Annotated in this window: 11 protein-coding genes and 1 pseudogene; 2 read left to right on the forward strand and 10 right to left on the reverse strand. The window is 70.3% G+C overall.

Annotation, left to right across the window (positions count from 1 at the left end; genetic code table 11):
• Window positions 1–30 precede the first annotated feature (30 nt).
• The 10 genes and pseudogenes from J2853_RS07055 to J2853_RS07100 all read right to left on the reverse strand — a co-directional run bounded on the left by J2853_RS07055 (window position 31) and on the right by J2853_RS07100 (window position 8,209).
• Window positions 31–1,098 carry a phosphotransferase enzyme family protein gene (locus J2853_RS07055; protein ID WP_307556159.1) on the reverse strand — a complete coding sequence of 356 codons (1,068 nt, stop codon included), beginning with the start codon at window positions 1,096–1,098 and terminating at the stop codon, window positions 31–33.
• Window positions 1,091–2,179: a glycosyltransferase gene (locus J2853_RS07060; protein WP_307556160.1), complete on the reverse strand. Its 1,089-nt coding sequence runs from the start codon at window positions 2,177–2,179 to the stop codon at window positions 1,091–1,093. The genes J2853_RS07055 and J2853_RS07060 overlap by 8 nt, the downstream gene beginning before the upstream one ends.
• Entirely contained in the window at window positions 2,176–2,973 is a 798-nt protein-coding gene (locus tag J2853_RS07065; RefSeq protein ID WP_307556161.1) for a sugar phosphate isomerase/epimerase family protein, read from the reverse strand. Before J2853_RS07065 ends, J2853_RS07060 begins: the two co-directional genes overlap by 4 nt.
• Window positions 2,973–3,884: a hypothetical protein gene (locus J2853_RS07070; protein WP_307556162.1), complete on the reverse strand. Its 912-nt coding sequence runs from the start codon at window positions 3,882–3,884 to the stop codon at window positions 2,973–2,975. Before J2853_RS07070 ends, J2853_RS07065 begins: the two co-directional genes overlap by 1 nt.
• Window positions 3,874–4,584 (reverse strand): HAD family hydrolase, encoded by a 711-nt coding sequence (locus J2853_RS07075; protein ID WP_307556163.1) that lies wholly within the window; start codon window positions 4,582–4,584, stop codon window positions 3,874–3,876. The genes J2853_RS07070 and J2853_RS07075 overlap by 11 nt, the downstream gene beginning before the upstream one ends.
• Window positions 4,581–5,450: a hypothetical protein gene (locus J2853_RS07080; RefSeq protein WP_307556164.1), complete on the reverse strand. Its 870-nt coding sequence runs from the start codon at window positions 5,448–5,450 to the stop codon at window positions 4,581–4,583. Before J2853_RS07080 ends, J2853_RS07075 begins: the two co-directional genes overlap by 4 nt.
• Window positions 5,447–5,896 (reverse strand): hypothetical protein, encoded by a 450-nt coding sequence (locus J2853_RS07085; protein WP_307556165.1) that lies wholly within the window; start codon window positions 5,894–5,896, stop codon window positions 5,447–5,449. Before J2853_RS07085 ends, J2853_RS07080 begins: the two co-directional genes overlap by 4 nt.
• A 36-nt stretch (window positions 5,897–5,932) precedes the next feature.
• Window positions 5,933–7,143 (reverse strand): IS3 family transposase gene (locus J2853_RS07090; RefSeq protein ID WP_307568558.1). Its coding sequence is split into 2 segments (ribosomal slippage): window positions 5,933–6,834 and window positions 6,834–7,143, totalling 1,212 coding nucleotides; the frame shifts between segments, so codons are not numbered across the junction.
• Window positions 7,144–7,213: 70 nt separating this feature from the next.
• A pseudogene (locus J2853_RS07095) lies at window positions 7,214–7,474 on the reverse strand (transposase); the annotation flags it as partial.
• Window positions 7,475–7,513: 39 nt separating this feature from the next.
• Window positions 7,514–8,209 (reverse strand): phosphoenolpyruvate carboxykinase (ATP), encoded by a 696-nt coding sequence (locus tag J2853_RS07100; RefSeq protein ID WP_307556167.1) that lies wholly within the window; start codon window positions 8,207–8,209, stop codon window positions 7,514–7,516.
• Window positions 8,210–8,489: 280 nt separating this feature from the next.
• Here J2853_RS07100 and J2853_RS07105 point away from each other — a divergent pair, with 280 nt between their 5' ends.
• Window positions 8,490–9,809, forward strand: a complete 1,320-nt coding sequence (locus tag J2853_RS07105) for an NsdA family TPR-like regulatory protein (protein ID WP_307556168.1) — start codon at window positions 8,490–8,492, stop codon at window positions 9,807–9,809.
• A gap of 539 nt (window positions 9,810–10,348) precedes the next feature.
• Window positions 10,349–12,127, forward strand: a complete 1,779-nt coding sequence (locus J2853_RS07110; protein WP_307556169.1) for a hypothetical protein — start codon at window positions 10,349–10,351, stop codon at window positions 12,125–12,127.
• Window positions 12,128–12,235: the final 108 nt, after the last annotated feature.

The raw sequence follows: 12,235 nt of genomic DNA on the forward strand, positions 1-12,235 counted from the left end.
CAGGAATGCGCGGTCAATGGCCGGGCCAGGTCAGCCGTCGGCCAGCTCGGTCAAAAGCGTGTCGGACGCGGCGAGGTCACCCAGTAGGACGCCCACGGCGCGGTGCCGTACCAGCCAGAACTCGTCCAGGTCGGCCTGGAACAGGCCCGGCTTGAGGTAGTGCTGCCGCACCCCGTACAGGCTTTTCAGCAGTTGCAGCAGCGCGACCCGCCCGCAGGCGCGCACGTCGACAGCCGCCACCGCAGGGTGTGCTTGCCGGTAGGCGCCGATCAGGGTGGCGGCGGCGTCGAGCCAGTTCGCATCCCCGACCACGGTGTTCGGGTAGAACGCCATCCGGCCCAGGTCATAGGCGACCAGGAACGGGTCCGGCGGCCGGAAGTCCAGCACCGCCGACAGGGTCTCCTCCGTGAACAGCAGGTTCACCGGCGAGTAGTCGCCGTGCACGACCTGCACGGTCAGGTCCGCGGGCAGGCCGGCCAGCAACCCGGGGACGTGGGTGAGCTGGTCGCGGCGCTCCAGCAGGGTGCGCTGCGCCATGGTGTCGAACGCGTCACCGGCCCCGGCACTGATCCGGTCTGCGATGATCTCCAGCAGTTCGTCGATCGTCGTGGTGATGGCGTCCACGTCGATGTCGCGCCACCGCTGACCCGCCGACCCCTGCTCCGGAGGGTTGCCCGGCAGGGCGGCGAACAGGGCGTGGATGCGGCCCAGCGCGGTCCCGGCCTCGGCCAGCTGCGACGGCGACAGCAGGGGTGAGACACCGCCGGGCATCCACTCCCACACCGACACCGGCAGCGAAGTGCTGGCGTCGAGGTGCTGCCCTTCCTGATTGGGCAGCACCCGCGGACCGGGGATGCCCGCCTCCACCGCCCGGACCGACAAGGCGATGGCCGCTTCTTCGGACTGCAGGTCGGTGCCGGCCGGGTAGCTCTTGACGAACACTCCCAGGCCGTCGTCGCACACGGCGTGGTAGTTGACGGTGCCCTGCCCGATGGGCAGCTGCGTGATGGTGCGCACCGTCAGCCCATAGCGGGCGGCCAGGAGAGAGGCGACGCGATCGCCCCGCTCGACGGTTGCCGGGATCGCGCTGTCAGGCACGTTGGATCTCCTTGCGTGTGGTGAGTTGCTCGAACATTCGCTGGTAGGTCGCGGCGATGGCCTGCCAGCGGGCCGCACCGTCCACCGGTGATCGGCGGGCGCGCGGGCGGGGAACGGTCTCGGCTGCGGCCAGCACCTGGCCAGGGCCGTCCGCGGTGGGGTAGAGCAGCGCTGGGTGCCCGGCGGTCATCTCGTCGATGGCGGGCAGGTCCGGGGCGATGACCGGGGTACCGAACGCCAGCGCGGTACCGACCGAGCCCGGGAACAGGACCTGGGTGAAGAACTCCCACGGCCCGTCGACACGGTACGGGCACAGCGCGGCGTCCGCTGCCCGATACAGGTGGTGCACGTGCTCGGGCGGGATGCGGTGCGGATACACCCGCACCCGGCCGCCGCTCTCCTGCGCCGCGTCCTGGAGTTCAGCGGCCAGCGCGTCGTCGCGGCACGGTCCGGCGACCAGCAGCCGGGCGTGCCGGGTGTGGCCGGTGAACGCGCCCACCACGGCGGGCAGGTCTTTGTAGGCGGTGAGGTTCCCCACGACCAGCACCGCGTACGAGGTGGCGCGCAGCCATCTGGTCAGTTCACTTGTCGGTTCTGGTTCCGGCCCAGCATCGGCGGGCGCGGTCAGCCCGGACCAGCCGGCCACGGTGACGGGTGCCTTCGTCAGCCGGGACAGGTACACGGCGTCGGCACAGGTGTGCGTCAGGACCGTGTCGGCCAGGCCGAGCACGCCGAGCGCGGCATACCAGTCGGTGTCGCTGGGCGGCCCGCCATCGATGGGCAGCAGGTTATGCACCGTCCACACGATGCGCCACCCGCCCTCGCGTAGCACCGCCAGCTGCTCCAGCATGGTCTTCACGGCGTCGAGCGTCCGCTGCCCGCCCGGCTCCCGGTACAGGCGCTTCAACCGGTGAAGATTGATCACCCCGGGGTGGGCAGGCCGGACCGGCAGAGCATCCAGGGTGGCGGAGCAGGCCAGGGGGAGGGCGGCGGGGGCGTGGCGTTCCAGCTCCGCGAAATACGGGCTGGGCCATCCCGGATCGCGGATCACCACCCACCCGCAGTCAGGGGCAGTACTCATCGTGTCTCCCGGGCGGTGAGGTCTGCCCACCAAGTGGTCGCGGCGCGGTACCGGGCCACGCACTCGGCCGGGTTGCGGTCAGGCCCGGTCCATTCCAGGGCGACCTCCAGGCACTGCCCGGCGTCGATCCGGTCAGCGGCCAGGGCGGCGACCAGGGCGTGCCCGGGCGCGTGCAGACCGGTGCCGGTGTCGGACAGGTGCACCACGGCGGCGTGGTCAAGGACCTGCCCCGCCCACGCGGGCGTACCGCCGTCGTCGGGGAGAGCGGCGGCGAGCTGCGCGGTGTCGGCCAGCAACCGCACCGACGAGCACGACTCCACCATGGCGATCAGCGGCCCGAAGGCGCCCTCCTCCACCCATGCCGGGTGGTGGAGCTCCACCAGCAGCGGCACCGCACTGCGCGCCAGCACCGGCAGGGTTCCCGCGTCGGCCAGCACCCGCTCGTCCAGAGGGGTGCGGGCCAGTAGCCTCACCCACCCGGCACCGAGGAGGGCCGCCGCTTCCGTGAGCTGCGCCAGGTCGTAGGCGGCTTGCGTGCGGTCGGAGCTGTCGCCCTCCAGCAGGTCGGCCAGGTCCAGGTCAGCGGTAACCCCGGTGATCGGCACCGTGTCCTCGGCCATCTTCCGCCACTGCCATACGGTGGCCACCCGCTGAGCGGCCAGGTCGAACCCGCGGGGTCCGCCGCGCAGGTGCACGAACGGCACACCGTTGGCGACGGCCAACCGCAGCAGCTCCGGCACATCCAGGTCCCGCACCGAAATGCTGTACAGCCCGATCGGGGTAGCGGTGTCCATCACACCTCCCACGAGAAGATCACAACGGGTTCGGGCGGTTGACCGGGCCCGCCCAAACCCGCGTACAGGGCGGGGGCTTCGGCACCGGGGGTGATCCGGCACCAGTCGTCGAGAAGCCCCGGGTCCAGGTGCCAGCGCAGCCAGGTCGCCGCCGCCAGGTACGCGTCGGCGTAGCGGCCGGTCGCCGCCGCGGTGAGTTCATGCATGCCGATGACGGTCCACCCGGACCGGTGAAGCGACAGCGACGGCAGGACCGACCCCGGATCGGGGGTGCCCAGCAGGCCGAGCGTGCCGCCGGAGGTCAGCAGCATGACGGAGCGGCGTGGACGCCCGGCCGCGTCGATGACCAGCCTGGCGCTGCCCCGGCTCACGCTGGTGACGCACTCCACTCCGGGGACCCGGCTGATCGGGGCGTGCGGTCGAGATGTCAGGACCCGCACCCGGGGGGCGCCCCGGCGGCACAGCTCCAGGGCGCAGCCCAGCGCGACCGGCCCGGACCCGACCACCACGGCGTCGTCCAGCTCGGTGTGGGCGGGCAGCTGCTCCAGCCCGAGGATGGCCATCTGCTGGAACCGGGCCAGCGCCGTGACCTGCACGCCGGTGCCGGGCGGCGCCGTCAGGGTGCCGCCGGAGGAGGGGTCGAACGCGGCACCGTGCGGTACCGCCGCCAGCACCCACCCGGTCGACGCGTCGCCGCCGACCGTGATGTATCCGGCGTCCCGGGCCCCGCCGGGGTCGTTGGACGCTTTCAGGTGGCGGCGTTCGGTGCCGGGGCTCAGCACACTGAACCGCCCCGCGATCATGCCGTCCGGGGTCGGGGCGGCGGGCAGCAGCCGGGCCAGCCCACCGGCCAGGTGAATCCGCGGGCCCGCGTACCGGCACACCGGGGGGTGGACGAGGTCAGCGGGCACGGAGACTCTCCAGGTAGGCGGGCAGCTCCTCCAGGTGACCGATCACACCGATCTCCGGGTGCAGACCGGGCGGCCGCCCTTCGGGACTGATCAGGGCGGCGCGCATGCCATGACCGTGCGGGCCGAAGGCGTCCTTCGCGGGGGTGTCGCCCACGAACAGGATCTCCCCGGCCGGGCAGCCGGTCGCTTCCACCACCGCGGCGTAGAACCTCGGGTGCGGCTTACGGACACCGAGCGTGCTGGACAGCACCAGCCCGTTGAAACAGTCACTGATCCCGGCCTGGCGCAGGGTGCGGCGGCGCACGCTCTCGGGGCGTTGGGTGTCGCACGCCAGCACGCACACCAGCCCCCTCTCGTGCACCTGCCGTAGCGCGTGGACGGCCCGCGGGTCGATCTCGGCGTCGGGGATGGCGGTGAACACCTTCCGGGCGGCGGCTGCCGGGTCATCCAGCACCGCGCCGCTTTCCAACGCCGCCACCCGCAGCTGCTCGGCGAACGAGGTCTGCTCACCGCGCTGCCGGTCAGCGGCCCGGACCCGGTGTCCCACCTCGTTGAAGACATCGGCGAACCCATCGGGGATCACCGCGTCGGGCAGGCCCCGCAACACACCGGTTACGGTCGCGGCGTCTGGGTTGGGGCCCGGCCGGGCCAGGGTGCCGCCGAAGTCGAACGCCACCGCTTTCACGCGCCCTTTGGTCATATCCTCACCTGCTTGTTGTCCGTCAGTTGTTCGACACACGCCGCGATCTCCTGCGGTGCGCCTCGCCCTGTGTGAACGCCCACCGATCCGGCTAGGGTGTGGACGTAGCGGATGCGCCGCCGCAGAGTCGTCTCGTCCTCCAGCAGGCGCAGCGGCTGTTCCCCTTCGTTCAGGATCCGCTCCAGCAGGTGCCCACTGGCTACGAGCCACGCCGTCGCCGCCGTGTGGCGGTCCAGCCGCTCAAGCACACCGTGTGTCGCGGGGTCACCGTCGACGTCGACCAGGACGGCCGTGACCACCGGCACCCTGACCGGTGCGAGCCGCAGAACACGCTGTTGGTGCAGGTCCACGACGTCCGGGCCTGTGTCGGGCAGGTCGAGTTCGGGGAACCAGCGGCGCAGCGGAGCCCGTCGCCCGAGGACGGCAGTGGTGCCGCCCCGCACCGCGGGGCCGCCCTCTGCGGGAACGTCGACCAGGGTCACGTCTCCGGCCAGCCACTGCCACCCGCGCGACGCGAGCGCGACACCAACGAGCGTTTTACCCGCGCCGTGCCCGCCGAGCAGCAGCACCGCACCCGTTTCGGGCCGGTACATCGTGACGGCGTGCACGGGCACGGTGCCCGCGCCCACGTGGACCACGTGCAGGTGCGCGTTGATCAATCGGCGGGCGTCCGCCACGTCATCGGGCACGACCACCCCAGCGGCGACCGAGTGGCCGCCCTCCTGGGGAGGGGTGTCGCGGGCGCCGGGAATGTGCGGCGCGACCTGCGGCCACGCCGCGACCAGGCTCTCGTCGTACACCACGGCCAGGGTGCGGCCGGCGCTGCGCACCTCCACGATCCGGCGGGTTCGCTCCGCGGTCGTCATCGGAGGCTCACGCCCGGCAGCCACGTCGACAGCGCCTCCCACACCGGGGCGTGCGGCAGCGCCCGCAACTCCGCCAGGGTCAGCCGTACCCCGACCGTGCCCGACAGCGTCGTGTCCCAGCCGGGTTCCGGCCAGTCAACGCGGGTCGGCGGCGGCCCGCCGGTCACGCCCAGCAGGTCGGTGGAGTACAGCCGTTGCGCCGGGACGTACGCCGCCTGCGTCATCACCACGCTCAGCGTGACCGCATCCATGGGTGTAGCCCACGCCACCTGATCCGACCCCGGCGGGTTCGCCTCGGTCGTGATGTGCACCACGGCGCCCAGCCGGGTAGGCCGTGCGTACCCGAAAGTCGCGCGGTGCTCGGCCGGAGTGAACAGGACCCGCTGCCGCGTTCCTTCCACCAGCCGGGCCTGTTCCGTACCGGCTTCCAGACCGATCAGCCCCACCGGGGGGCCTTGGCCCCAAAATGTGGACACCAGCTGTCATGCGGCGAGCAGGACCCTATCGGACCGCTGCTCGTAGGTGATCGGGCTGAGGTAGTTCAGGCTGGAGTGCCTCCTTCGGGTGTTGTAGCGAGTGATCCACTTGAAGACCTCCAGGCGAGCCTGGCGGGCCGAGGACCAGCGTTTGGCGCCCTGCAGCGTCTCGCGTTTGAGAGTGGCGTTGAACGCCTCGGCGGCAGCGTTGTCCGCGCTTGTCCCGACGGCGCCCATCGACTGGCGAACACCGAACTCCTTGCACACGGCGGCGAAGTCGGCGGAGGTGTATTGCGCCCCGTGATCGGAGTGAAAGACCGCCCCGGCCAGGTCACCACCCCGCGTGGCGGCGGCTGCCCGCAGCGCGTCGGTCACCAGCTCGGTGCGCATGTGATCGGCGATCGACCAACCAGCCAGGCGACGTGAATGCAGGTCCAGCACCGTCGCGAGATACAAGAACTGTCCCTCACCGACGGGCAGATAGGTGATGTCGCCCACGTACCGCTGGTTCGGCGCGGCCGCGGTGAAGTCCCGCTTGATCAGGTCGGGCATCTTCTGATGGGAGGGCTCGGGCACCGTGGTGCGGACCCTCTTACGCAGATGCAGCCCGACGATGCCGAAGACCCGCATGATCCGCGCCACCCGCTTGTGATTGACCCGCCGGCCCGCATCGCGCAGCTCGGCAGTCACCCGCGGGCTGCCGTAGGTGCCATCGAAGTCGGCGTGGATCTGCCTGATCTCCGCCGCGAGCGCAGCGTCGGCCGCCGTCCGCACCGCCCTCGCCGGTGTGGCGGCCACCCACCGATAGAACCCCGACCGGGAGACCTCCAGCACTCGGCACAGTCGCTTCACCCCGAAGGCGTCACGGTGATCGGCAACGAACTGGAAGCGACTCACCAGTTCGTCTCCCCGGCGAAATACTTGGCCGCCCGCCGCAAAATCTCGCGCTCCAGCTCCAGTTCCCGGATCCGGGCCCGCAACTGCTTGTTCTCCTCTTCCAGCACGTTGCCGGAGGTTACCAATCCCGTCGGCGGCCTCTTCACCGAGCCCGTCTTCGGAGCAGTGCCGGCAGACCGCGCCTGGTGCACCCACAGGCGCAACGTCTCACGGTTGACGCCCAGGTCCTTGGCCACCGACGCGTACGTCCGCGACGGGTCCGACAGATACAACGCGACGGCGTCTGTCTTGAACTCAACTGAGTAGGCCTTCATGGCCACGAGGAACTCCTTGGTCTCCAGATCTCTATGATCTGGCACTCAAGATGTCCACACCTCGGGGTGAAGGCCCCAGTTCCCGGATCCGGGCCCGCAACTGCTTGTTCTCCTCTTCCAGCACGTTGCCGGAGGTTACCAATCCCGTCGGCGGCCTCTTCACCGAGCCCGTCTTCGGAGCAGTGCCGGCAGACCGCGCCTGGTGCACCCACAGGCGCAACGTCTCACGGTTGACGCCCAGGTCCTTGGCCACCGACGCGTACGTCCGCGACGGGTCCGACAGATACAACGCGACGGCGTCTGTCTTGAACTCAACTGAGTAGGCCTTCATGGCCACGAGGAACTCCTTGGTCTCCAGATCTCTATGATCTGGCACTCAAGATGTCCACACCTCGGGGTGAAGGCCCGGGAGCGCGGCACGCGTCGGCCAGCCCGCCACGATCCCACCCGGCCCGACCATCACCAGGTCATCCGCCATGAACCGGGCACCGAGCTCCTTGCATGCCCGGTGTGCCAGCGTCGTCTTGCCGCCGCCCTGATCGGCGATGAACAGCACTGCCACCCCGTCGACAGCGATCGCGGACGCGTGCAGCAGCCTCCACCCGCCGGCGAGCATGCGGGAGGAGAAGAACATGCGGGCCGTCCAGTCCAGCCAGCGCCGCCCAGGCCCAACCTCGGGCACCACGACGCGGGTCGTCCGGCGGCCCTGGTCGATTTCCAGCAGCGCTGCCGCGGTGCCCGGCTTGTAGCGGCCCAGCAGGCGCATCAGCCCATTCGACACGTCGACCACCGCGAGCTGAGGCCCGCCGCAGGGCGACACGACCACCGGCCGGTCAGCGAACACCTCATCGACATCGGCGGGCAGGTCATCGTGCTCGTCGCGCATGGCTCGCACCGTCCAGCCGATGCCCGGGGCGGCTTCCTCGACCGTGCAGGGCGGGGCCATCACCGACAGGACGCCCTGCAGCAGATCCGAGGGCGCGGACACGCGTAGCCGCCATGAACCCAGCACGAGATCCGCGGTCTGTTCCAGCCCGGCAGCACCGCTGCCCGTCGCCTCCGACGTCGTCATGGGCCTACCTCCAGCCGCATGAGGACGAACCCACTGACTTGGTATTTCGCCACAGAGAGCTCCTCGCTTGAAAGGGCGTGAGGGGCGGAGGCGGGGTGGCCAACCGTGGCCGCTCCTATCGCGCCTCGCGATCACCCCGTCACGTTCCGGTCTCACTCACGAGTGAAGAGCCCAACCACCTGACCGCACAGAGCTTTCGGTATTGGATGGTTTTGGATCCTCGGGCTACGTGGGAAGCAGACACGAGGGGATAGACATGCCGAGACAACGACGTCACCCAGTGAAAAACACCGCCCTGCAGGAGGCGATCGCCGCCGCCGGGAAGCCCTATACCCAGATCGCGAAAACGATCAACGCTGTTGGGGCTGAAGCTGGGCAGAGTATGTACTACGACCCGGCCGCTATCGCACACTGGCTGTCGGGGACCATCCCTGCGTCGACGGCGGTTCCCGTCATCGTCGAGGCGTTCGCCCGGCTGCTCGGCTGGGACCTCGCCGCTCACGACCTGGGGTGGCCACACAACGAAGCGGCACCCGAGGACCCATGGGAGGGCGACCCCGTGGCCTGGGTGACCCGCCTGGGGAGGGACGACATGCTCAACCGGCGATCGCTGCTTTCCGCCGGCCTGTACTCACTCGCTGCGCTGAACCTGCCAGCCAACCTGCGTACCATCACCGCCCGTTCCGGACAGCCGCGCCGGGCAGGTGCCTCCGACGTCGAGCGCATCCGCATGATGAGCAGCCAGTTCGCCACTGCCGATGACATGTTCGGCGGCGGGCATGCCCGCTCCACCGTCCTGGCCTACCTCATCCACGAGGTCACGCCGCTGCTGCACGGCACCACCGGCAAGGCACGCCCCGAGCTGTTCACCGCCGCCTCCCAGATGACGTACCTGGCCGCGTTCATGGCCTCCGACGCTGGGAACGCCGCCGGGCTGGCGCAGAAGTACTACATCCAGGCGGTGCGGCTCGCCGAGGAAGCCGGTGACCCAACCGCGAAGGCGACCGCGCTGCGAGGGCTCGCCACCCAGGCCGTTGAGCTTGGCCACTCCGCCCGGGCTGTCGCTCTCGCCGAGGAGGCGGTGTCGACGCTGCGCGGCAAATGCCCGGTCCGCGTCCGGGCATGGATGGCAGGCATGTGCGCCGACGCGCACGCCGCCAACGGCAACACCAAGGCGGCGCTCAACGCGCTGCACCAAGCCGAATCGGACGTGGAGCGTGCCGACTCCATTCCGGAGTCTCAGTGGACGGGCGCCTACCGGCGTGCGTCGCTGGAGCATCAGACCGGAACAACCCTCGCCCAGCTCGCGGACCTTTCCGCCGCCGAAGCGCACCTCATCAATTCCGTCCACGCCCGCCGTAACATCGAGCGCCGCTCCCGGGTGCTCATCGCCGCACGGCTCGCCGGTGTGCAGCTGCGTCAGCGCAGGCCCGACGTCGCGGCCGCGACCGTCCTCGAACTCCGCGACGATCTCCCACTGCTGGCGTCCGGGCGGGTCACGGGTGAGCTCGTCAAGCTGCGCGCGAGCTGGGTTCCAGACAGGGGCAACCCGACAGTCAACGAAGCGGATCGGCTCATCGCGTCCCTCACCGACCGCTGACTTCGCCATCGGCGGGGGACGCTGCGCCGTTCAGGTCACGATGCGTTCGTTGTCAGGGCGCGATCATCGACTGGCCCTCGTCGGGTACTGTGGTGCGGCTCGGGCGGCGTTCAACTGGGCTGTGTCCTGGGTGAGCGCTTCGTGGTGGCAGCGGGGCCGCTGAGAAGTCCTACGGCATCACTGAGGGGGACCTGACACCGTGGCGGCCGTGGTCGCGAAATTCCCCTGTTCCGGGGTGGCCGGAGGCTGGTCGGTACGCCGCTCAGGAGAACCTACCGGCTCTGCTGCGGATCACGGCGCATGACCATGACCTCCACATGATGCCGGAAGGGGTTCAAGCCGCTGCGAACAGGGGCCGGGTCGGGCCGTCGGTGGTGGTCATCCAGGCCGGGGAGTCGCTCGGAACCGGGGTGATCAGACCAACCTATCGGGTCGCAGCACCGCATCGCGTCGAAGATCATGGAGTCTGATCGGCGGGGCGGGACCGCTTGTTCCATTGTGCGCACCTGTACGGCGGTGCAGCACTAAGATCACGTCCCGTGTCTTCGGATGGTTTATGGCGGATTATCAGGATTGGGTTAGTAGGTCTGGTTCTCGCGGCGGCGGTCGCGGGCCTGGTGCTCGGCGACGCCTGGCTCTGGGTGGCCGCCGATTGGTCGCCGCCGACCTATGCGGAGTTCTACGCGCGCGGCGGGTTTGACACCCCGACGACTGTGGCGCTGCTCGTGGCCGCCCTGGTGAAGGCCGCGCTCCTGTGGCTGATCCTGCGTGCCCCCGCGCCGGGACCGCTGGACCGCCGGGCGAAGGCGCTGCGCCGACTGCTGTATCTGGCGGTGGCGTACGTCCTCGTGCTGTGGTACCCGATCGCGCTGCTCCCCGACGTGGTCGGCGCGGCATTCCAGCTCGCGCTGTGGACCGTGATCGACGTCCTCTACCTGCTCGTCATCCGCTGGCGGTCCCGCATGCTACGTGCGGCGGCCGGAGCGATGTTCGCGGTCGAGCTGGCCGGGATGGCCGGCGAACTGCTCGACGAACTCGACCTCCCAGAGCTTGGATCGGGCGTCATCGTCGAACTGGGCTTGATGCTGGGTGCAGGGGCGGCGACCATCATCACGGTCGTCGGGCAGCGGCGCGACGGCCGGTGGAGCCGTGGCACGCAGGTCGCCGGGGGGTTGTCGGTGGGCGTCTACGCGCTGGCGATCCCGCTCAACATTCTCTTCGCAAGAATCTCCAGCGGCAATCTGGCGATGCTGGTCATGATGAACGCGGTGGGGCTCGTCAGCACCGTGTGGATCGCGGCGACCGCCCGTGAACTGCCCATTGAGAGCCGCCCGGCGGACCTTCCGCCCGCGCGGCGGCGTGTGCTCCGCGTCGCGGTGGCGGCCGTGGCCGTACTGCCGGTCATCGCGCTGATTCACCCGGAGCAGACCCCGCACCTCACCTACACCGGCTGGTCGATGGACTGCTACGACCGGCCCAGCTTCGGCGACCTGAAACCCGCGGAACGCGACGCCGCGTTCCTGTGCCGGGCGCGGAGCAGAGAGGGCGGGGTCCCGCCCATGTTCCCGGACAGCCTGTCGGATCAGGGGATCCTCGCGTACGGGCGGGCGCTGTGCCGTACCAAGGACCGCGACGAGCAGGAGGCGATTCTGACGCGGGCCGGGAGCGCGCGGTCCGCCTGGGGCGCGGACCCGTGGGACCTCGTCTACGCCTGCCCGGAGATCGTCGGCGCGACCCATCCCGAGCTACTGCGGTCGACCGCGGAGACGGAGGCGGCGAACACCGCCTACATCGCCGAGGAGAACGCGAAGTGCCGCGACCCGTGGCCCCGGACGAAGGGCGTCGTCCAGGCCACGGCCAAATACTTCCTGTTCGTCGACGGCGATCACGGCTATCTGGTCCACGACCCCGACGACGAAGCGGCCGACGAGGCGGCGGAGCGGGCGACGGACAAGGTCTACGACGACAACACCCTCATCGGGGTGTCCGGCAGCGCGGTGCTCATCGGGCACGTCGAAGACGTCGTTGATCTGTGCCTTACGGTGAAGGCCTTCCGCACCGCGCCGCCGCGGCGGACAGCCGGGTGGAAACAGGTCAACGAGGTGCCGATCGTCAGCCGCAGCGGCCGGCTCACCGTGCCGGAGATGGGCGAGGGCGGAGAGGTGGGCGCGGGTGCCCCGATGCCGAACCTGGCGATCGCGGGGAAGGGCCGCTACCGGCTCCGTGTGTACGTGCGGGTCGACGATGCGGGGGAGGAGCAGCACCTGGTCGTCGTGTTCCCGGGTGCGTCGAGGAAGAGGCTTGAGCTGAAGCCGTGAGCGGTGGCGGGGCGCGCACTCTCCTCCGTCGCCCTTCCACCGGCGGCCGGAGACAGCCACAGGGACAGGGCCTGCTCGGTCAGGTCGAGGACCGGATGCCGTGGGCTT

The organism is Streptosporangium lutulentum (genome assembly GCF_030811455.1).
In the GTDB taxonomy this organism is placed as follows: Bacteria; Actinomycetota; Actinomycetes; order Streptosporangiales; family Streptosporangiaceae; genus Streptosporangium; species Streptosporangium lutulentum.